Raw genomic sequence first — 19,968 nt, forward strand, 5'->3', positions numbered from 1 at the left:
CTACAATTCCAACAAACTTCAAAATCGTCATCGTCGATCTCTGTCATACAATTTTGGCAAGTCCAAGCCATACATACTCCTTAATTACTTACGCTATTCCTGTGAGTTTCCACTCTCAGTAAAAGTTTTCATCTTAGTCTACATAGGGTTGGGCCAAAAATGAAAATAACTGATGTCATGTCTCTACCCAGCAAAAATATTAAATATTGGCGATTATTATCAATGAGTTAATAAAGAACGTAAATCGAGGAAACGTTGGATAAGGTGTGTAGGTATGTCTGAGGGTATCGAAAATAGGGCCAAAAATGTTCCCGACATTTTTCGGCATTCCCGACATCCATGTCGGTCAGATGTTTTCGTTAAGCGGCCAGGGATGGCTTTACAGCGTCCCGAAGACGTACCTGCACATAAGGTCGTTCTATCGCATCCATGCGATCACGACATTCATAAATCCCTAAACCACACCCGCGAAAGGCGATTAACAGAAATTATGGTAAGATATACAATCACCTATATAAATGACAACTCAGCGCAAAGTTAATAATTTGCTCTTTACCTCACAGGCTCAGTTCCAAACCGTTATTAAAGAGAGCCCGCGCTAATCCCCACCATTCTGGGTCTCAAGAAGACCTCCCCTGACAACACCCGCCAAGTTGTATTGGCGGACACTTCACCGTGCCGTAGGAGCAGAAGACGCAGCAGTCGCCGGGGAGGGGTTTGAGAATCTCGTGGCAGCCCTGGCACTCGTAGAAGAACTGGCAGGCGTCCTGGGGCATGGTCTCCACACGCTTGTGACCGCAGTGGGGACAGGTGATCTCAGATTCGAGTTGGATTGGGTTCGCCATAAAAACCTCACACAAGGATCATCACCTCAAGTTACGCCCATTAGGTGTAAATAAACAGCGCTTGGCTCACATTGCAGTAAGCAAAAACCTCGACTATTACCTAGCCAAAAACCGCGCGAAACACCAATGCAGGCACAAGATAGTTTCTCAAGCCGTGTAAAGCATTGTGACTCCGCACTGAACCAAGTGTAACCCCCGATTTACTTGGCTTTGCACATATTTCGCAAGCGGCACAGCCTCGGGTCATAGTGATAGCCACTATACCTAAAAGATCTCCCCTCGCTTGATCAAGCCTGATCGATTAGGAGTCGCTATGAACAGCCACACATTCTGCCGCGCCTATCCCCTGTTAATTGCCAGCCTGCTCGCCGCCGGGTTCACCTTCAGCCCAAGCAGCCAAGCCGACTTGCTATCTGACATCTGGGATAAGCTTAAGACCACGGCAACGGACGCCGCCGACGCCGCAGAGGATGCTGGCAAGACAGTTACCAACACGGTAGATATTCAGGGTAAGGTGCTGATCCTGCAGCAGGCACAGCAGAGCTTTAACGGCTACACCCAGCAGATGTTCGACATGATCGAGAATGCCGGCAGTGAAGGCCGCATGGTGATCCAGCAGGAATTTGAGGGGCTGGCCGCCTTCGGTGGGGCCAGCTGCGCCGGGGGTAGCGAGTGCTACCGCTTTAAAAACGATCTTATCGCCTTCGTGAGCGATCTGGAATCCACGGGTAACCTGTTGTTTAACATGCAAGACAGCAGCCTGCTCGGCAACATCTATCACTTCGACCCCATGATCAGCCTGATCGATGCCATGCCGGGCTACTCCCTCTATCCCCTCTATCGCGCCTTCACGGTCGACGGCGGCGCCTTCCAGTCGGGATTCTTCGATGTGTTTCACGAGATGACGACTCATCTGGAAACTCTGAGGCGGGGACTCGGCCCCAACAGCAACGCCAGCTTCGGCATCAACAACCTAGTGGGCGACAGCTGCCAGTTTATCAACAGCAACCCTGCCGAGTTTGAACAGGCCGCCTTCTTCGTCACCGCCGGAGCGGGTTCCATCAAGCTATTCGGTCAGCTACTCAAGGCCCTGGGCACCACCAAGATAGAGCCTGTGGCCCAGGTGCACGGCTATGTGGGTGGCACCATAAAGAATAACCCTTTGAAGAAGTTCGGTGAGCTACTCAACGGCATCTCTTCGGCGGCGCTGACGGCCGCCAATTACGGCCATAACAAGCTGAGGTACTGCCAGACCCAGGCGATTCAGCAGGCGATCATCGCCAACCAGCAGGAGGTGCTCAGCAATCAGGTACTGTTGCTGCAACGTCTGGAGCAGATGGAAAACAGCCTGCCAGCGGGTTGGGCCAGGAAGGGCGGGGAATAACGCTCGGCCGGAGGGCACTGACAAACAGAGACTAGGCCGCCTCGTTGCCGGCCAGCTCCTGGTTGTGATCTTGAATGAAGTCTTCCATAAACCAGGCGCAGAAGGTGTGGCGGCCATCCACCTCGGCCTTGCCATAGATGGTGGAGGCCTGCTGGCGCACCGTCTTCTCCTTGGTCTGGCGCACCTCGGCGATCTCCTTGAAGCTGAGCCCTTTGAGGATCAGAAACGCCACCTGCTGCTCGCTCTTGGTGAAGCCCCAGGTATCGAACTGGCTGGCCACCGCCTGGCTATACTCCTGGCGGGCGGCGCGCATCTGAGTCGATAGGTTGTCTATCTTCTTGTCGGCCTGGGCGAGCCTGTGGGCCAGTGCCTTGACCTGCCGGGAGCGACGCATTAGGTCGCGGCTCAGATAGAGGGTGGCGATCACGGTCAGCAGCACCAAGACACTCTCCTGGGCGATATGCCAAGCGGGGATCTCCAGCTGCACATCGGCGACAATATCCACCAGCTTAAACAACATGATAAGCACCAAGAGGGCGATGATAACCAGATCCTTTTTCATGGATATTCCTACTCCTATCACGGCCTGCCCACACTCAATTACGCGCCAGACAGCCAAAATCCACAGGCAAATCTACAGCCAAATTCCGATAATACAAAAAGGCGAAGCAACTAATAATCAATAAGTTAACTTATGGTACATATGTACCATAGCCCGCTTTATGATACATCTCCCTCAAGACAGGGGCGGCACAATCACTAGACTGACGGCACACTTTAATACCACAGAAATCGCTTATGTCCGTCGTTAAGTCTTGTATCAAGATATGTCTGTTGACCGCATTAAGTAGCAGTAGTTTCTTTGGCTATGCGGCCTCGACTCATCAACTCCATCACCTGCTGAAGATCAGTAAGTCGCGGCTCCCCAATGCCAGCGCCCAGGCGCCCGTCGTCGAGGATGAACGCGCCCAGCAGCTGAGCAGTTCAAGCTGGTTGATGGGGCTCCCCAGCATCAGCCTGAGCCATCTGGGTAGCCTGGACAATGGTAACAGCTACGAGCAGGAGGTGTCGCTCAATTTGCCATTAAAGTCCCCCGGCGCCTACGACAGCGACAGCCAGATCAAGCAGTTGTCCCAAGCCATCGGCAGCCAGCAACAGGCGCTGCAGAATCTCTACCTCTCCGGCCTTATCCGTCAGAGCATCTGGGACTATCGTCTCGCCAGCGTCAAGCTGGCCCAGCTGGAGCGCAAACGTAAGCTGCTGGATAAGCTGCATCAACAGCAGAAACGCCTCACCGACGTGGGCGAGCTGCCAGTGGCTAATCTATTGCTGCTCGAGCGCGAGCAGGTGGATATCGACCTGCAGCAGATCCAGCTTAAACAGCAACAGGCCGAGGCGGCCTCGCTGTTTTACCGTCTCACCGGCCAGCAACAGCCACCTGAAACCATCGATGACCAGCCAAGCACCAAGCTGCGGCAGGTGTCCGAGTTCGACAACCAACTGGCCCTGCACCCCCTGTGGCAGCTGCAGCGACTACAACAGCAACAGGCGCGTCTGCTGATCGAGCGTCAGCAGGCGGGCACGCAAGATCCCTGGACCCTCTCTCTCACCGCCAAGCGCACCGCCGACGACCAGCTCGACGACAATCAGCTGGGGCTGGGGATCACTGTCCCCCTAGGGATCAGCTCCGCCCTGTCCCAGAGTGACCTCGCCAGCTGGCAACAGACCAATCAGGAACAGCTACTGCAAAGCGATCGCATCTATCTACAACTCAAGACCCAGGCGGAGAAGCTAGCCAAGCAACAAGAGACGCTAGACCAGCAGCAGCGACTGCTCAAGCAGGGGCTCTCCCTGAGCCGCACCATCACCGAAGAGCTGGCCAAGGTGAAAGACCAGAACCAGGTGAGCTATGAGATCTGGCTGCGCCGCTACATGGATGCGCTGGATACCGAATCGCGTCTGGCGCTGAACAGGGTCAGCCAACAACAACTCCATTCTCAGCAACTACAAGCCTTAGGAATCTCATTATGACGGCCAAGTATGGCGCCAGCCTCCTCTGTTTATCCGCGTTTCTCTCCGCCAGCCTTATGCATCCCGCTCAGGCCGAGCCACTAAGCTTAGAGACCCTAGGCAAGCTTGCCTTAAGCTATGTGCAGCCGCAGAAGGTAGCCAGCTATGAGGGCAGCGCCCTGCCCGCCCAGGTCGCCCGCCTGCCCGGCAACGATTACTGGGTCAGCACGCCGGAAAATATCCAGCAGGTCACCTTCCTGGTGGGCCAAGGCCAGCCCGTCACCCAGGGACAGGCCATCGCCAGGCTGACCGGCCCAGAGGTCTTCCACTTCCTGGCCCAGGTCGAGGCCGCCAGCAGCCTGTATCAACTGGCGAAGCAGCGTTACGATCGTAATCGCCCGCTGCTGAAGAACGGCAGCATCAGCGCCGACAAGTGGCGCGAGATCAGCCAGGACTATTTCGCCAGTCACCTGGAATATGAGCATATGCAGCATTTCATGGCCATGGTGCTCGCCAAGGACGAGGCCAGCGAGTCGCTAACCATAGGCGCGCCCGTGGCCGGTATCGTCAAACTCAATCAGCTCGACACTCCCTACCACGCCGGCACACAGCTCTTCTCTCTGGTGCCCAGCGATGCCATTCGCGTCCGGGTCAATGTGCCCATGAGCCAGTCGGCCTCGCTGTCGGCAATCAACATCAATGCCTGTCATCTCACCATAGATGCCCAGTCGGCCATCGCCGACGGCGCCTTTATCAACGCCTGGTCTGAGCCGGTTCCTCAAGGCTGTAACTTGTTGCTGGGACAGCAGATAACTGTGATACCCGAGTATCAAAAGGCCGTCTACCTGCTGCCCAAGCATAGCGTCTTCAGCTGGGAGCAGGAGAGTCAGGTATTTACCCAGCAGGCGAGCCAGCTCGAGGCGGTCACCATAGAGATTTTGGGGTCTACGCCGGAGCAGTACATAGTCGCCAGCGATCTGGATCTGAGCCAGATGCAGGTGTTGTCGCAATCTGTGGCGGCGGTGAAAGGGATCATGCTCGGCCTAGGGGGCGAATAAGATGCTGACCTCGGTAATACGCTTCTCCCTCACCCAGCGCCTGTTTGTGCTGATCGTCGCCGCCATTTTGATGGCCGCCGGCGGCAAGGCCTGGCTGGCGATCCCCTTAGATGCCTTTCCCGATATCTCGCCCACCCAGGTGAAGATAATCCTCAAGGCGCCGGGCATGACGCCCGAAGAGATAGAAGCGCAGATCACTGTGCCCATAGAGACAGAGCTGCTGGGGATCCCCAATCAGGCGATCCTGCGCTCGACCACCAAGTACGCCATCAGCGACATCACCCTGGATTTCGCCGAAGGCACCGACATCTACTGGGCGAGACAGCAGGTGAGCGAACGCCTGGCCGCAGTGTGGGACAGCTTCCCCGAAGGGGTCTCCGGCGGGGTAGCCCCCATGAGCACGCCCTTGAGCGAGATCTTCATGTTCTCCCTGGAAAACCCCAATCTGTCGCTGATGGAGCGCAGGCAGCTGCTGGAATGGGAGGTGCGCCCCTTGCTGCGCACTGTGCCCGGGGTGGCCGACGTCAACATTCTCGGCGGCTATGCCAAGAGCTTCAGCATTAACCCCAACCCGGCAGCCATGGCGGCGGCCGGCATAGGCTTTGCGGATCTGCAGCAGGCGATCAAGGACAACAACCACAACGAGGGCGCAGGTAAGCTCACCATAGGCACGGACACCATAATCGTGCGCGCCGAGGGTCGCATCGACGATATCGACGAGCTGGGACAACTCGTGGTGAAGGCCGACGATGCCAAGGTCTATCGCCTTAAGGATCTGGCCGAGATCCAGATAGGTCACCTAGCGCGCTACGGCGCGGTCACCAAGGATGGTGATGAGACCGCCGAGGCGTTGATCATCGCCCTGAAAGACACTAATACGGCACAAGTTGTCGACGGCATTAAGCAGAAGCTAGCGCAGATCCAGGCCAGCCTGCCCAAGGGCAGCGTGATCAACACCTTCTACGATCGCGCCAACCTGATCAACACCGCCATAGACACCATCTCCAGCGCCCTGTTCGAGGCGGTGCTGCTGGTGATCGTGCTGCTGGCGCTGTTTCTGGGGAATGTGCGCGCCGCCTTGGTGGTGTCCCTGTCGCTACCGTTGGCGGCCCTGATGACCTTCCTGTTGATGGATCTGTTCGACCTGTCGGCCAACCTGATGAGCCTGGGCGGCCTGGTGATCGCCATCGGCATGTTGGTGGACTCCTCTGTGGTGGTGGTCGAAAACATGGTCAATCAGATCGCCTCCAAGCAGCGACTGCCACGCCTGCACCTGATCTTCCGTGCCACCAAGGATGTCGCCATCCCTGTGGTCTCGGGCACCATCATAGTCATCATAGTCTTCTCGCCCCTGCTGAGTCTCACTGGGCTGGAGGGCAAGCTATTTACTCCGGTGGCGGTCACCATAGTGTTTGCCATGCTCTCCTCCCTGGTGCTGGCGCTCACCGTGATCCCTGTGATCGCCTCCTATCTGGTGAACGAGAAGGCGGCCCAGGAGCCCAAGGCGATAGAGAAGCTCAAGGCCGCCTACCTTGGCAGCCTGAAGCGCACCTTCGAGGCAAAGAAAGGCTTTATGCTGATCGCCTTCAGCCTGCTGATCGTCAGCCTGGGGCTGTTTAGCCTGGTGGGCAAGACCTTCATGCCCACCCTGGATGAGGGCGATATCATTCTGCAGCTGGAGAAGTCGCCCTCTATCTCGCTGGAGGCCTCCATCGCCATCGACAAACAGATACAGCAAACCCTGCTGACCAAGGTGCCGGAGATCAAACAGATGGTCGCCCGCACCGGCGCCGACGAGATAGGCCTGGATCCCATGGGGCTGAACGAGACGGACGTGTTTCTCGAGCTTGCCCCGCGCAGCGAGTGGCGCTTCGATACTAAGGCCGAACTGATCGAGGCTATTCGCGGCGAGCTGCTGCAATACGCCGGGGTTAACTTTAACTTCACCCAGCCGATCCAGATGCGGGTCTCCGAGATGTTGACCGGCAGCATAGGCGATGTGGCCATCAAGGTGTTCGGCACAGATATCGACACCCTGGGTACACTGACCGGCGAGATCCAGCAACTGGTGAGCGCCACAACTGGCAGCGTGGATGTGAAGATGTCGCTTATCGAGGGCAGCCCCTTCATCAACCTTACCCTGGATAACGAGCTGGCGAGAGGCTTCGGCATGAGCACCATGGAGTTTGCCCGCTACCTCAAGAGCCAACTCGAAGGGGTGGCGGTGACCGAGGTGCTACAGGGCAAGAAGCGCACCCCAGTGCTGATCGCCAGCGGCGAGGGTAAGCTTGGTAGCATCAATGAGCTTAAGCAACAGCTGCTGGTAATGCCGGATCACTCCCTCAGGCGCCTGACCGATGTGGCCAAGCTCAGCTATAAGGAGGGCCCGATACTGATCGAGCGGGAACAGGGCGATCGCTTCTCGGTGATCACCACCAACGTCGAGGGACGGGATATCGTTGGCTTCGTCGAGGAGCTTAACGCCAAGATAGGCGAGCAGATCAAGCTGCCGGCCGGCTACAGCGTCAGCTTCGGCGGCGAGTTTGAGAATCAGCAGCGCGCCACCAACAACCTGCTGCTGGTGATCCCCATCGCCATGGCGCTGATCACCCTGATCCTCTTCACCACCTTCGGCTCCCTCTCCAAGGCGGGGCTGATCCTGGCCAACGTGCCCTTCGCCATGATGGGCGGCATCGTCAGCCTCTACCTGTCGGGGGAATACCTGTCGGTCCCCGCGTCGGTGGGCTTCATCGCCCTATTGGGGGTGGCCGTGCTTAATGGCGTGGTGATGGTCAGCTACTATGAGCAGACCCGTCACCTGTTTAGCGACCTCTTGACCCGGGTGGAGCAGGGCGCCATGCGCCGCCTGCGCCCTATTCTGATGACGGCCACCACCGCCATGTTCGGCCTGATGCCGCTGGTATTCGCCACCGGTCCAGGAGCGGAGATCCAGAAACCCCTGGCCATAGTGGTGATAGGCGGCCTGCTGACCTCCACCATCACCACCCTCTACATGTTGCCTATCCTCTATTACTGGCTGGAGAAACGCCGATGAGCAGTGAACAACTACTGGTGCTGATCGCCCAGAACGATATTAAAGACGACATAGTCGATACTCTGATCGAGCTGGATTTTCTCTCCGGCTTCAGCCTGGGCAATATCTGCGGCTTCAGCCGTGAGCACAGCCACTTCAACATCAAGGAGCAGGTGGAGGGTTATCGGGAGTTCTGCAAGTTCGAGATCATGCACCCCAGCAGCCAGCAGCAGGCGCTGCTCGCCGAACTCGCTCGGGTGTGCCAGCACAACCCCTGCCGCTACTGGATCATGCCGATCCAGCAGACAGGTACTCTCTGCTAAATTTGGATAACGCCTTAGATCTGTACTCTTTAGCCTATGGCTTAAGAGCCAAGGGCCTAAGGCTTACCATTGCCCTGTTTGAGCAGCAGCTCGGCCTTGGCACCGAGAAACACATAGATCCCCAGCCCCACCAGCAGGCCGACGACGGCGAACATCATGCCGATGGCGGGCTGCACATACTTCATCTCTCCCAGAGAGGCCTTAAACATGGTCAGCAGGGCCTCGATGGAGATGGCGATCAAGATAGTGGAGATGAAGCGGGTGATGGTGCGCCGGGTTGAGCTGTGGCGGAAGATATCCTTGTGCATCAACACCTCCTCTTCGAGAATCGTCTTCCCCAGATCGAACACCGCCAGGGCCAGGGTGATGAAGATAATGATGCTAAAGGGCTTGATTGAGCCGCTGGGCACAACTCCCTCGGCGAGCAAGGCGGCGATATCCACGGTCGCCATGCTGATGAGCACCAGCACCATGATAAACAGCCCGACCACCAACGCGGTATAGACCCCCTTGAACAGGGGCGTCGCCCGCCGTCTGGCCCGATCGCCCATCATAAACTCGATCAACTGTGTCAGATTGATATCCACCACGATAAAACCCCGCCCCGCGTCGTCTTCGATACGATAGGAGGCCGACAGGCAGAGCTGGCCGCTGGCGTTGGAGAGATAGGGAGTGGTGATCTTGAGCAACTGCGTCTCCTGCGCCTTGGAGAAGTAGGGCCTGTGGCTGCGGCTCAGGTTGCGCCCCACGGGGATCGCCTGCACCACACGATTGACTATGGCCACGTTGTCGCTGATCTGCACCCCATCGCCGTCGAGCACATAGAGCAGCTCGATAAAGGGATAGCTGTTGGCGATCTCGGCCATGGCTCGCACCCGAAAGCCGGGGTCGGACAACATCAGGGGATCGCTTATCCCCACCAGAATCGACTCCAGCAACTCCTTCACCAGCTGCTCATGTTCATGGTACCGCTCGATCACGCTCAAGTAACTCATTGCCGCCATAGACTGCTCCCTTTAGATAACAGCTCTAAGCTTTGCAACTATGGCGCCAATCCCACTCGCGGGCACAGAAACCCGGCTAAGGCAGAGGAAAACGCCGCGCCATGGGGCGAAAACCCAGGCTGGGAGGGACTGATAAGGAGATGAATCGCGCGAGCCAGAGCATGCAATTCGCTCTGACTGCGCCGAAACGCATAGGCATCTGCACCAAAAGAGGGCAGATGCCGGCGTATTTCAATAAAGGTAAACGGCGAAGAGCCTTACGTAGAATCAACTAGTGCCGCTGCGCCTCTAACGCCGCCAGGCTCTCGCTGTACTTGCGTGTCCAGAAGGGATGGTCTGTCTTGGCCAGCGCCTGCTTCTGCTGGGCTATGGCTAAGTCATACATCTTCAGCTCGCCGTAGGCCCTTGCCAAAGCATCGTGGGCGCTGTGGGAGTCGGGATTGGCCTCCACCGCCGCCTGATAAACTGCCAGCCCCTTGTCTTTGTCCTTGGCAAATTCAGCATCCGCCAGGGCGATCAGCGAATCTGTGGAGGGCACGGGGAAACCATACTTCTGCTGTGACAGGTAATTGTAATGGTCGAGAATCGCCTTCACGCCGCCCTTGGCGATCGCTGAGTCTGGCGAGAGCACCCTATGGTAGTCGTCGAACAGCCACTCTATGCCGTGGGCGGTCGCCAGGATCGGCTGGGTCATATAGTAGGTGCCGTCGAAACGCTTCACCTTATGGTGCAGCGCCGGATGATTGGTGGTCTCGAGCAGCTCCTCCAAAGCGGCAAAATCCGCCAGCTGTCGCTGCTCGAAATCGCTGTCGCTGGTGGTCAGCATCAGGTAGCGCGGCTTGCCCTTGAGCTTCTCCAGCTTGTCCGCGGCCGACTTGATCACATAGGCAAAATCGTCACTCAGCACCGGGCTCGCCGCCAGGTAAGCGTTGAACAGCTCGGGGCGATTGAGCAAGGTGTAGAGCACCAGGCCGGCGTTGCCGGTAAAGCCATTCATGATACGAAAGCCATTGGTGCGATACTTGGCATCGATGGCGGGCAGCAGCGACTGCTCCATGAAATCCAGCAGGGCGACACTGCCCTCCTGCTCTATCGCCTGACTCTTCAACTTCCCCAGCGCCTGGTCACCGTCGGGCGCTGTGACGATTATGGTCTCCAACCAGGGCCAGTCGCCATTATGGCTCATCCAGTCATGCATCCCCTCGAGATAACCGCGGCTGCGGGGATGAAAGTCGAACAGCAACACATAGCGCTTATCTAGGTTCTCGCCATAACTGGCGGGCAGAGTGACCTTGAAGGCCATGGGCTTGTCGACACCCGGCGCCTTAACCATCAGCGTTTCAAGGTTAGTAGTAGGAGCCGCCTGAACCAGGTTCAAGCCACTACCGAGAAGTAAGATAACACCAGCAATCCATTTATTTATCACGTGTATTCCTTGTTATTGTTAAGTGATAGGGCGACCTGAGCCGTTACCAGGTGGACATAAGAAAATCGCGAATACGCTCTCTGTCTTCCTGAGTATTACAGGAGATCATCTCGCCACAGGTACGACCCCGCAGCGAGGTCCCCGTACTGCTGATGCCATCGGGCACACGAGCACGCAAAGTGGCGATATGGTAGGAAAACACCTCTTCCAGACTCGGTGCGCGTACCTCGATCACCTCCATCTCATCTGTCGGAGCGGCCTGACTCTTGGCCGTAACCGGCGCCACCTTGGACTGGCGCTTGACCTCGAGGGCCACCTCACTAACTTCGGCCAGCAGGTTAAGTGTCGGCTCATGACCCGCCTCATAGGCCTTGGTCAGGTAGTCCTTGGCTTTCACCTTGTCCTTCTCCACCAGCTCGCCTTCTATATAGAGCATTCCCAACAGGTGAGCCGCCTCGTTAAGATCGGCGCGGTTGGCGTCTCGCAGGTAGCGCATCGCCTTGTCGATATCCTGATTCTCGCCATCCTGTAGATAGAGGATGGCCACCTTGTACTGGGCAAAAGGATTACCTAACTTGGCGGCGCGGCGATACCACTTAGTGGATAAACGCATATCGCTCTCTGTGCCATAGCCCAGACGGTACATCTCGGCCAGGGTGTACATAGCATCAGAATGGCCATAACGGGCCAGCGTCTTGTATTCCTTGAAATGATCGACGCATTCGCCACGCTCACAGCTCTCCAGCTGAATCGGCAGCGACTTTACGCTGATTTTGGCCGCAAGTGGCAGGCAGTAACTGCCAGCAACCAAGACTAAGCAGCTAATAAATTTGAGGTATTTAACAGTCATTCGCCCTTCCTTGTTTCCCTTTCCATGTTTTACGCCCCAAGCGAATGAGTATGATATTTAAGCAAAAGCAAGTCAAACCTCCCCCCGAAAACGCCAGACCTGTTTCCCCTTGTGATCCGCTGCGTCTTCGCTCGTCTTTGGGCGATAATTCACTAGCCAAAGGGGCGTTTTCAGCTTAGGATCTGGCCTGTCATTTAAGCGAATCATTTCTATTAATGCATAGTGGAGTAAGCCAACGTTATGGGTATTCGAGCCATAGTTGTAGATACAGCAGGTACAACAACCGATCTGAACTTTATTCAGGACACCCTTTTTCCCTATTCGTCTAAGGCACTCGCTGATTTTTTAGAAGATAATCAAACTAATGTATTGGTCGATAACTGCATCAGCGACGTGAAAGATATCGCGCTGGAGCCGGACGCCTCACTGGAGCGCGTGGTAGAGATACTGCAGCAGTGGATTGCCGAAGATCGCAAGGCCACTCCGCTTAAGACGCTGCAAGGCCTTATCTGGAAACAGGGCTACGCCCAAGGCGAATTTAAGGGCCACATCTACCCTGATTTCATCGACAGCGTGAAAGAGATTAAGGCGCAGAACGTGCGTCTCTATAGCTTCTCTTCCGGCTCTGTGGATGCCCAGAAGCTGCTGTTCAGCCACAGCGACGGCGGCGACCTGACCGAATATTTCGATGGCCACTTCGACACCCGCACCGGCAACAAGCTGTTTAAACAGGCCTACCTTAACATCATCAACACCATCAGCCTGGCGCCTAAGCAGGTGCTGTTTATCTCTGATGTGCTCGAGGAGCTCAAAGCTGCCGAGCAGGCGGGGATGCGTGTAATGCAGATGGTGCGCGAGACCACCCAGCGCACCGGCGACTACCCACAGATCAGCAACTTTAAAGAGTTGAGCTTCTAATCTGTCGCTTTGAAAAATAAAGGCACCCCAGGGTGCCTTTTTTGTTGCCCACTCGCCGAACAAATCGAAGAACGAGAGAAAGCCTCATCCTGATTCATTAGCCACTCGAACGCCCTCAGGGATTGGTATTGTGGCGAGATGCTGATATCTTAATCCAAAACTAAACGCTTGTTTGAAATTAAAGGTTAAGATATGGAGCAGTTCGCTAGCCAGTTTCCCTTTCACACCCGTATCCCGGTCGCCTGGGGCGAGATGGATGCCCTGAAGCACGTCAACAATGCGGTCTATTTTCGGTACTTCGAGACGGCGCGGATAGACTTCTTTAACCAGCTGTTCCCGCTAGATAAGCTCTACCAGTACGGCATGGGCCCGGTGATCAGCGACAACCATGCTCGCTACAAGCGCCCGGTCACCTTCCCCGACACCCTATTGATCGGCGTCAGTATCAGCGACATCCACAAGGACCGCTTCACCATGCATTATCAGGTGTTCAGCGAGCAGCAACAGGCGATCACCACCAAGGGCTCCTCGGTCGCCGTCATGTTCGACTTCAACAAGCAAGCCAAGGCAAATCTGCCCGACGAGCTGTTGGCCGTGCTCAGAGAACACTGCATCGACTAATCTCAATTGTGCCGAGCTCACATCTCTTCGTTAAACAGCAGCACTATGCCGCCGCCACTCAGGCCACTGTTGATGTTGAGTGTGATGCCTATCCCTATGTTGCGCAGCCAGGCTGATAGCGAAGGGGTCTGCACCACCCAGCCTGCACCGAACTCGTAGTAGTGACGCGTCCCCATAGAGTCGATGACATCGCCGCTGAGATCGATCCGCTTGGCCAGCAGGCGCATCTCGTTCTGACGGTCAAAGAAGTCGGGCAGCCCATAATGAAACACCAGGGCGTTGCTCAGACGCCCGACCTGAGGCGTCACCGCCTGCATGCCATCGTCGGTCAGCAGGCTGCGGCCTATGCCGTATCTGAGGGTGCTGATAAATTCCCACTTGTTCCCCATGAGGTCACCGGTATAGGTCAGCTCGGCATTGGGGTCGAACATGATGGCGCCATAGCTGGTGTTCACCAGCTTGTCGTCGAGAATGCCACTGACGCTGCGCAGCACGGGGTCGTTATAGATTAGGCGGTTTTCCAGCCAGATAAACTGCGCCCCCAGGCCAAAGACCGCCCGCCACTGCTCATTTATCTGATACTTCCAGCGATACTCGCCCGCCAGCAGGTAGCTGGTATCCTTGATCGGACTGCTGATGGTCTCATCCTCCAGCCCCTGTATGCTGTCGCTGGCGTGCACGTAGGAGAGGCGCACCTGGATGCTTTGGGACCACTCGGGCGAGAGCGGCACAGTGTCGCTCTCCCAGGGCAAGGTGTAGGAGGTCAGCTGACTGCGACGCTTGAGCGACTCTTCATCACCGGCGTTGATATCGCCTATCTCACTCAGGTCCACTATGGTGTTGGGGTTGAAATCGACTATGCCCAGGGTGATCAGGTTGGCGTCGGTCAGCACCATGGCGCTGGTGATATCCCCCTTCACCTTGGCCTCGACCGCCCCACGAATGTCGATCTCCTGGGCCAAGACAGTAGTGCCGCTCCCTAACAGGAGCGTGAGTCCCAATGCCGCAAGTCCCTGGGGCGCGACGTGCTTTAAACGACTGAAAAATATGCCTATCAAGCCGCAACCCTTAAGCTAAATGTTGACCGAATCATCTTGTGACTTATTTCCTCACCCTGTGCTAACGTTAAGAGTCATCCAACCAAACGAGAAGCAGACTATGACCCAGGAGACGATATTACACCAGGCCGATCAGCAGCGATTTGTGTTGTCGATTGAAGGCCATGATGCGGTATTAGAATATCAGCGACAAGGTGATAAGGTGGATTTTGTACGAACCTTCGTGCCGGATCCCCTCAGGGGTCAGGGCGTGGCCGGGCGCCTGGTGCGCCATGGGTTGGAGTGGGCCAAGTCCCAGCAACTCGCCATCAGCGCCAGTTGCTGGTACGTGCAGAAGTTTTTGTAACCCGCTTATTCGCCGGTCAGGGTCAGCAGCGCCTGCTTCACCTCTTCCCCTATGGGTCGGCTCTTGTCGATACTGTAGTCGTAATGCACTAAGGTGGTCTTGGCCTCGGCGGTCATCTTGCCGCCCTGCCAACTCTGCTGTGCCACCTCGAAACTGGCGTTGCCCACGCGACTGATCCAGGTCTTGATCTCCACCGGCTGACCATATTGGGTCGGCGAGGTATAGGCGATGGTGAAGCCCGCCACGATAAGGTTCCACTCGGCCAGATTGAGCGAGGGATTGAAGATGGCGAAGATAGGCTCACGCGCCGCCTCAAACCAGACGGGCATGACGGTATTGTTGATATGGCCCAGGCCATCGGTTTCGTTGAATCTGGGTTGAATGGTTAAACTGAAAGAGCGTAACGGCACAGGGAGCCCCTAAGACTAAGTCGTTATTTTTGTGCCAAAGACGTTAACCGAGATACCAGGGGGATGCAAGATGGACTTTTGGACTACTGACCTAATAGATACTGGCTCCATAGAATAAGGGCGCCTCTGTTGAGGCGCCCTTATTATTCAAGCTATTTTGGCTATTTCGAATACATAGCATTAATTTCTGTGGCGTACTTATGGTAGATCATCTTACGCCTTAGCTTCATGGTCGGCGTCAGCAGGCCAGCCTCCATGGAAAATGCCTCGGGCAGCAGGGTAAACTTCTTGATCTTCTCGAAGCCTGCCAGCTCCTGCTGCAGATGCTTGAGGCGCTGCTCGAAGTGCTCGATCACATGGCTGTGGCGCAGTAGTTCCATGGGCGACTCGTAATGCAGCCCCTTCTCCTCGGCCCAAGCCTCTAACGACTCGAACGCCGGTACGATAAGCGCGGTCACATAGTTTTTCGCATCGGCAATCACCGCCACCTGCTCGATGAAGGGGCAGCAACCTACCTTACCCTCGACCCGCTGCGGCGCAATGTATTTGCCGTTTGATGTCTTCATCAACTCTTTGATTCTGTCTGTGATAAACAGGTTGCCCTGCTCGTCTAATTGACCGGCGTCGCCCGTTTTCAACCAGCCATCTTCGAAGCTGTCGGCGGTCTCTTGAGGGCGGTTGTAGTAGCCGCGCATCACGGTATCGCCGCGCACCAGGATCTCGTTGTCTTTACCCAGCTTGATCTCGACTTCCGGCAGCGTCTTGCCGTTAGAGCCGGCGACACGGTTATCCAGGGTATTACAGGTCACGGTCGCCGTGGTCTCCGTCATGCCGTAGCCACAGAGCACGGGAATATCTATGCCATGGAAGAAGCTGGCCACGTTCTGATCCAGCGCCGCGCCGCCGCAAGGCATAAACTTAAGCCTGCCACCCAGCACCTGCTGCAGCTTGCTGTACACCAGCTTATGGGCCAGTTTCCACTGGATCTTGAGCCACCAGGAAGCCTTAGCACGCCCCTGACTGACCTCGAACTGACGCTCGCCCACAGACATAGCCCAAGCAAACAGCTTCTTGCGGGTATCGGGCGCCTTATTGACCTTATCCTGCACCGCGCTGTAGACCTTCTCCAGAAAGCGCGGCACCACACAAAGGGTATGAGGACGAATATCGACGATCGCCTCTTTCACCGTCATAGGATCTTTGAGGTAGACGTTATGGCCGCCGCGGCACAACACATAGAAACTCCAGCCCCGTTCGAACACATGGCTCAGCGGCAGGAAGGCCAGCGACACATCGCCAGGCGTGAAGGGTAATATAGTATCGTGCTGACGGACCACAGAGGCGATATTACGATAATCCAGCATCACCCCTTTAGGGTCACCCGTGGTGCCCGAGGTGTAGATCAGGGTCAGCAGATCGTCCAGGGCCAGGTTAGCCAGACGGTGAGCCAGTTCGGTCTCGACCTCAGGCGAATGGGTTTGCGTCAGCAGGCTATCGAAATGAACAGCTGTATCCTCTTGCGCCAGCGCCACCTCGGCATCGAAGACCACTATCTGGGTCAGGCTGGGGCAGAGTGCAAGCAGTTCGCGGGCCATGTGGTACTGCTCGGCATCGCCGACGAAGATCAGCTTGGCCTGGGCATCGTCTATGATGTAGCGCGCCTGCTCCAGGGTACTGGTGGGATAGATGGGCACCACCACAGCCTTGGCCTTGAGGGCACCGACGTCGGCACAGGTCCATTGGGGGCAGTTTTGCGACAGGATCGCCACCTTGTCTTGGGCCGCGAAGCCAGAAGCGATCAGCGCTTTAGCGATCTGGTCACCAATCTCGTCGAATTGTCGCCAACTGATCTGCTGCCAAGGCGCCGATAAGCCATAGCCTTCCAATGCGATGGCATCGCCACGTTGCTGGCTCTGGGCCTGCATCAGGCTGATGGGATGATACTGTTGGAGCGACATAATTTTCTGACCCTTTTAGCGTACACTTGTACCTGTTTTGGCGCATTTTACTGCAATGGCGGCCAAAAAATAAGAGTTTTTGCTCCAATAATGTTAATTGGAGCACAAAAGCCCGGCGCTAGAAGGATCAGGCCAGGGCGTCACGCCACAACTTTCGCTTGCCCCACCAAAGCGTTAGCAGAGAAAAGGCCACCAGGCCGATATCCAGGGTCACATAGGTGGTGAGGTCTCTGCCCTCGCGTAGTGCCACCAGCGCCGTCGACAACCAGATGGCGTGGCAGATCACCACCAGCAGGCTCAGCGAGATATGCATGGCGCTGCGGGCGGCGCAGCCAAGGCCGAGTAAGAGAGCGCAGACGCAAAAGGTGCTGAGCACCAGATGGCTCCAGATGAGCAGGGTAAAGTCGGGCTTGAGTATCAGGGTGCAGGTCGCCAGCAACGCCATGGTGCCGGTGAAATAACCCAGCAGGCGATACTGGGCACTGGCGAAGGCCTCTATCAGCCCCTGTTTACCGTCGAAGCCCGGCAAGATATAGAGGGTCTCAGTCGCCCGCCATCTCTGCACGCGGCTCCAGTGCACTAAGGAACAGGCAATCGCACTGAACTGTGCCACGATGAAGAGCACGGGCAGCTCTATGCCGACAAAATAGTTAACCAGCCCCAGCAGCAGCGCCAGCGCAGGCAGTAACACCAGCATCATGGAGAGCATGGGGCCGACGAAGAAGTTTACCGGATGCAGCCACCTGTCCAGACGGTTCATCAGGCTGTTTGAACCCAGATTAGGCAACCAGAACCAGCCCATCTCTAGGCCATTGAGGTAGACAGATCTGGCCTCCAGGTGCCAGACCTCGGCCCTGAGATCAGCACGGATCAGATAGATAAGCCCCACGACGGCCAGCGGCACCAGGTAGAAGCTGAGGCTAGGCAGAAATGCCGTCATCTCAGGCGTAAAGGGCAGCAGTAAAAACAGGGCGAAAGAAAAGTAAAACCCCTTGATGTGTCGGCGACAGAAATAGATGAAGGCGACCCCAGCCAGGCTCGCCAGCAGCACCTGCTGAACCGCCGCCTCGAGGGGCAATAGTATCGCCGCACTCAGCGAGATCAGTGTGGCGATAATCCCGACGATAAACGCCTGCCATTGAATGCTCTCGGCGTAGCCGGGCACCAGGCTGGCCCACTCGGTGGCCGACAGGCGATTGAGTTGCCAGGCGATCGCCGCGCAGGTAGAGACCTGCATCATCCCCAGCATGATAGGCATGGCGTCGTATTTGCCCGAGAACGCCAGCACCAGCATCATCACCAGCGCCAATAGCCCGGTGCCGAGAAAGCTGGCGCTGCCCACATCGAACAGCCAGAAGCGCAACATGCCGCGCAGCGCTTTAGGCATCATCTGTGCAGCTCCATGAAGAGTTGTTCCAGGTTCATTGGCGTTACCGAGGTGAAGCTTGGTGCCATGGCGGCCTCATAGTGATCCACCAGCAGCTTATCCTGCTGACGGTTGAGCACAACAAGCCCCTCGGGCAGAGACTCGCCCGGCTTGAGACTCACCAGCTGCACGCTCTCCCTGAGGGCATCTATCTCCTTGAAGAGTACCAGCTTGCCCTTGCGCATCAAGGCCACATGGCTGGCGACCCGCTCGAGATCTGAGGTGATGTGTGAAGAGAAGAGCACCGCCGAGCCGGCATCCAGCGCCAGGTCGAACAGATCCGACATAAACTCGCGCCGGGCGATAGGATCCAGGCTGGCAACCGGCTCATCGAGGATCAACAGCTTAGGGCGATAGGCCATGGCCATGATCAGCGCCAGCGACTGGCGTTGCCCCACTGACAGGCGCTGTACCTGCTGCGCCCCATCGAGCTGGAAGCGGCTCAACCACTCCTGCTCCAGCGACCCGTCCCAGTTAGGATAGAAGCTGCGATGCAGGGCCAGGGCGCGCTCGACGGTGAAGCCCTCATAGCCGAAGGGTTGCTGAGGCACATAGCCGATCAGCTCCTTCTGTGCCGAGCTGATGTTGTCGCTGGTACCGCCCAGTATCTCTATCTGCCCCTCGGTGACATCGAGAATCCCCAGGGCGCAGCGCATCAGGGTCGACTTGCCCGCGCCATTTTGCCCCAGCAGACCTACCACCATGCCGGGATAGAGGGTCATCGACAAGTCATCTATGGCTAACTGGCCGTCAAAGGCCTTAGTGATCCCATGAAAGGCCAATATGGCTTGATTGCTCTCTTGCATCTGCATCTGTTCCTTTATTGCGCCTGTTGCCATGCCTTGGCGATGATGGCATTGAGTTCCTCCAGGCTTACCCCTAACTGCTTAGCCTGGTTGATGAGTGAATTGACTTGTGGCGCCATCAGATCGGCACTCGAGGTGCCCTGGCTGTCGCCACGCTGTGCCACCCGGGTGGGTTGGCCGCGGCGACGCTCGAGCCAGCCCTGTTCCACCAACTGCTGAATGGCGCGGGAGACCGTCATGGGGTTGACCGCCAGGTGCTCGGCGATCTGCCGCACCGACGGTAGCACCTCCTGATGTTGCAGCTGACCGCCGACGATCAGACGCACTATCTGATCGCTAAGCTGGCGGTAGATGGGGTCGCCATTACTGGGGTTGACATTGAGTAAATCTAGCATTAGCCTTTATTCACTGTATTAATACATTGATACACCGATACAGTACTAAATTAACATAGATACGGTAAATTTCAACTAAGGAATCGGTATCATGCT

At 56.6% G+C, this 19,968-nt stretch carries 19 protein-coding genes; 8 read left to right on the forward strand and 11 right to left on the reverse strand.

The window, feature by feature from the left end; translation table 11 throughout:
* Window positions 1–620: 620 nt before the first annotated feature.
* Window positions 621–845, reverse strand: coding sequence for a GDCCVxC domain-containing (seleno)protein (locus K0H81_RS19760; RefSeq protein WP_220059451.1), 225 nt, complete (start codon window positions 843–845; stop codon window positions 621–623).
* Between the two features lie 313 nt (window positions 846–1,158).
* Here K0H81_RS19760 and K0H81_RS19765 point away from each other — a divergent pair, with 313 nt between their 5' ends.
* Window positions 1,159–2,229: a hypothetical protein gene (locus K0H81_RS19765; protein WP_220059452.1), complete on the forward strand. Its 1,071-nt coding sequence runs from the start codon at window positions 1,159–1,161 to the stop codon at window positions 2,227–2,229.
* 31 nt (window positions 2,230–2,260) lie between these two features.
* Here K0H81_RS19765 and K0H81_RS19770 read toward each other — a convergent pair whose 3' ends face one another.
* The gene (locus K0H81_RS19770; RefSeq protein ID WP_220059453.1) at window positions 2,261–2,791 is read right to left on the reverse strand and encodes a helix-turn-helix transcriptional regulator; all 531 of its coding nucleotides are present in this window, start codon (window positions 2,789–2,791) and stop codon (window positions 2,261–2,263) included.
* A 236-nt stretch (window positions 2,792–3,027) separates the two neighbouring features.
* Between K0H81_RS19770 and K0H81_RS19775 the strand changes: the two genes are divergently transcribed.
* The 4 genes from K0H81_RS19775 to K0H81_RS19790 are packed head-to-tail and all read left to right on the forward strand — an operon-like array spanning window position 3,028 to window position 8,654.
* Window positions 3,028–4,260: a TolC family protein gene (locus tag K0H81_RS19775; protein WP_220059454.1), complete on the forward strand. Its 1,233-nt coding sequence runs from the start codon at window positions 3,028–3,030 to the stop codon at window positions 4,258–4,260.
* Window positions 4,257–5,297, forward strand: coding sequence for an efflux RND transporter periplasmic adaptor subunit (locus K0H81_RS19780; RefSeq protein WP_220043737.1), 1,041 nt, complete (start codon window positions 4,257–4,259; stop codon window positions 5,295–5,297). Before K0H81_RS19775 ends, K0H81_RS19780 begins: the two co-directional genes overlap by 4 nt.
* Before the next feature lies 1 nt (window position 5,298).
* Complete coding sequence (locus K0H81_RS19785; protein WP_220059455.1) at window positions 5,299–8,352, forward strand: efflux RND transporter permease subunit; 3,054 nt, start codon at window positions 5,299–5,301, stop codon at window positions 8,350–8,352.
* On the forward strand, window positions 8,349–8,654 hold the full coding sequence (locus tag K0H81_RS19790) for a DUF3240 family protein (protein WP_144204123.1): 306 nt from the start codon (window positions 8,349–8,351) through the stop codon (window positions 8,652–8,654). Before K0H81_RS19785 ends, K0H81_RS19790 begins: the two co-directional genes overlap by 4 nt.
* Window positions 8,655–8,710: 56 nt before the next feature.
* Here K0H81_RS19790 and K0H81_RS19795 read toward each other — a convergent pair whose 3' ends face one another.
* From K0H81_RS19795 to K0H81_RS19805, 3 genes are all read right to left on the reverse strand, one after another.
* Window positions 8,711–9,658, reverse strand: coding sequence for a PDC sensor domain-containing protein (locus tag K0H81_RS19795; RefSeq protein ID WP_220059456.1), 948 nt, complete (start codon window positions 9,656–9,658; stop codon window positions 8,711–8,713).
* 271 nt (window positions 9,659–9,929) lie between these two features.
* Window positions 9,930–11,084, reverse strand: a complete 1,155-nt coding sequence (locus K0H81_RS19800; RefSeq protein WP_220059457.1) for an alpha/beta hydrolase-fold protein — start codon at window positions 11,082–11,084, stop codon at window positions 9,930–9,932.
* A 43-nt stretch (window positions 11,085–11,127) separates the two neighbouring features.
* Window positions 11,128–11,934 (reverse strand): tetratricopeptide repeat protein, encoded by an 807-nt coding sequence (locus K0H81_RS19805; RefSeq protein ID WP_220059458.1) that lies wholly within the window; start codon window positions 11,932–11,934, stop codon window positions 11,128–11,130.
* A gap of 240 nt (window positions 11,935–12,174) precedes the next feature.
* Between K0H81_RS19805 and mtnC the strand changes: the two genes are divergently transcribed.
* Entirely contained in the window at window positions 12,175–12,852 is a 678-nt protein-coding gene (gene mtnC, locus K0H81_RS19810; protein ID WP_220059459.1) for an acireductone synthase, read from the forward strand.
* Window positions 12,853–13,044: 192 nt separating this feature from the next.
* Window positions 13,045–13,473: an acyl-CoA thioesterase gene (locus K0H81_RS19815; protein WP_220059460.1), complete on the forward strand. Its 429-nt coding sequence runs from the start codon at window positions 13,045–13,047 to the stop codon at window positions 13,471–13,473.
* A gap of 17 nt (window positions 13,474–13,490) precedes the next feature.
* Here K0H81_RS19815 and K0H81_RS19820 read toward each other — a convergent pair whose 3' ends face one another.
* Window positions 13,491–14,474 carry a Solitary outer membrane autotransporter beta-barrel domain gene (locus K0H81_RS19820; protein WP_258406343.1) on the reverse strand — a complete coding sequence of 328 codons (984 nt, stop codon included), beginning with the start codon at window positions 14,472–14,474 and terminating at the stop codon, window positions 13,491–13,493.
* 157 nt (window positions 14,475–14,631) lie between these two features.
* Here K0H81_RS19820 and K0H81_RS19825 point away from each other — a divergent pair, with 157 nt between their 5' ends.
* Entirely contained in the window at window positions 14,632–14,877 is a 246-nt protein-coding gene (locus K0H81_RS19825) for a GNAT family N-acetyltransferase (RefSeq protein WP_186300669.1), read from the forward strand.
* A 5-nt stretch (window positions 14,878–14,882) separates the two neighbouring features.
* Here K0H81_RS19825 and K0H81_RS19830 read toward each other — a convergent pair whose 3' ends face one another.
* The 5 genes from K0H81_RS19830 to K0H81_RS19850 form a co-directional block, all read right to left on the reverse strand.
* On the reverse strand, window positions 14,883–15,287 hold the full coding sequence (locus K0H81_RS19830; RefSeq protein ID WP_011867569.1) for an acyl-CoA thioesterase: 405 nt from the start codon (window positions 15,285–15,287) through the stop codon (window positions 14,883–14,885).
* Between the two features lie 161 nt (window positions 15,288–15,448).
* Window positions 15,449–17,245 (reverse strand): AMP-dependent synthetase/ligase, encoded by a 1,797-nt coding sequence (locus tag K0H81_RS19835; RefSeq protein WP_220059462.1) that lies wholly within the window; start codon window positions 17,243–17,245, stop codon window positions 15,449–15,451.
* A 127-nt stretch (window positions 17,246–17,372) separates the two neighbouring features.
* Window positions 17,373–18,635, reverse strand: coding sequence for a hypothetical protein (locus tag K0H81_RS19840; RefSeq protein WP_220059463.1), 1,263 nt, complete (start codon window positions 18,633–18,635; stop codon window positions 17,373–17,375).
* Window positions 18,632–19,477: an ABC transporter ATP-binding protein gene (locus tag K0H81_RS19845; protein WP_258406344.1), complete on the reverse strand. Its 846-nt coding sequence runs from the start codon at window positions 19,475–19,477 to the stop codon at window positions 18,632–18,634. The genes K0H81_RS19840 and K0H81_RS19845 overlap by 4 nt, the downstream gene beginning before the upstream one ends.
* Window positions 19,478–19,491: 14 nt before the next feature.
* Window positions 19,492–19,872 carry a GntR family transcriptional regulator gene (locus K0H81_RS19850; RefSeq protein WP_220059465.1) on the reverse strand — a complete coding sequence of 127 codons (381 nt, stop codon included), beginning with the start codon at window positions 19,870–19,872 and terminating at the stop codon, window positions 19,492–19,494.
* Window positions 19,873–19,968 lie beyond the last annotated feature (96 nt).

This window comes from Shewanella halotolerans, from assembly GCF_019457535.1.
GTDB lineage: Bacteria > Pseudomonadota > Gammaproteobacteria > Enterobacterales > Shewanellaceae > Shewanella > Shewanella halotolerans.

Coding starts and splice junctions, on each gene's coding strand:
- K0H81_RS19760 (WP_220059451.1), bottom strand. CDS start 845: ATGGCGAACCCAATCCAACTCGAATCTGAGATCACCTGTCCCCACTGC.
- K0H81_RS19765 (WP_220059452.1), top strand. CDS start 1,159: ATGAACAGCCACACATTCTGCCGCGCCTATCCCCTGTTAATTGCCAGC.
- K0H81_RS19770 (WP_220059453.1), bottom strand. CDS start 2,791: ATGAAAAAGGATCTGGTTATCATCGCCCTCTTGGTGCTTATCATGTTG.
- K0H81_RS19775 (WP_220059454.1), top strand. CDS start 3,028: ATGTCCGTCGTTAAGTCTTGTATCAAGATATGTCTGTTGACCGCATTA.
- K0H81_RS19780 (WP_220043737.1), top strand. CDS start 4,257: ATGACGGCCAAGTATGGCGCCAGCCTCCTCTGTTTATCCGCGTTTCTC.
- K0H81_RS19785 (WP_220059455.1), top strand. CDS start 5,299: ATGCTGACCTCGGTAATACGCTTCTCCCTCACCCAGCGCCTGTTTGTG.
- K0H81_RS19790 (WP_144204123.1), top strand. CDS start 8,349: ATGAGCAGTGAACAACTACTGGTGCTGATCGCCCAGAACGATATTAAA.
- K0H81_RS19795 (WP_220059456.1), bottom strand. CDS start 9,658: ATGGCGGCAATGAGTTACTTGAGCGTGATCGAGCGGTACCATGAACAT.
- K0H81_RS19805 (WP_220059458.1), bottom strand. CDS start 11,934: ATGACTGTTAAATACCTCAAATTTATTAGCTGCTTAGTCTTGGTTGCT.
- mtnC (WP_220059459.1), top strand. CDS start 12,175: ATGGGTATTCGAGCCATAGTTGTAGATACAGCAGGTACAACAACCGAT.
- K0H81_RS19815 (WP_220059460.1), top strand. CDS start 13,045: ATGGAGCAGTTCGCTAGCCAGTTTCCCTTTCACACCCGTATCCCGGTC.
- K0H81_RS19825 (WP_186300669.1), top strand. CDS start 14,632: ATGACCCAGGAGACGATATTACACCAGGCCGATCAGCAGCGATTTGTG.
- K0H81_RS19835 (WP_220059462.1), bottom strand. CDS start 17,245: ATGTCGCTCCAACAGTATCATCCCATCAGCCTGATGCAGGCCCAGAGC.
- K0H81_RS19840 (WP_220059463.1), bottom strand. CDS start 18,635: ATGATGCCTAAAGCGCTGCGCGGCATGTTGCGCTTCTGGCTGTTCGAT.
- K0H81_RS19845 (WP_258406344.1), bottom strand. CDS start 19,477: ATGCAAGAGAGCAATCAAGCCATATTGGCCTTTCATGGGATCACTAAG.
- K0H81_RS19850 (WP_220059465.1), bottom strand. CDS start 19,872: ATGCTAGATTTACTCAATGTCAACCCCAGTAATGGCGACCCCATCTAC.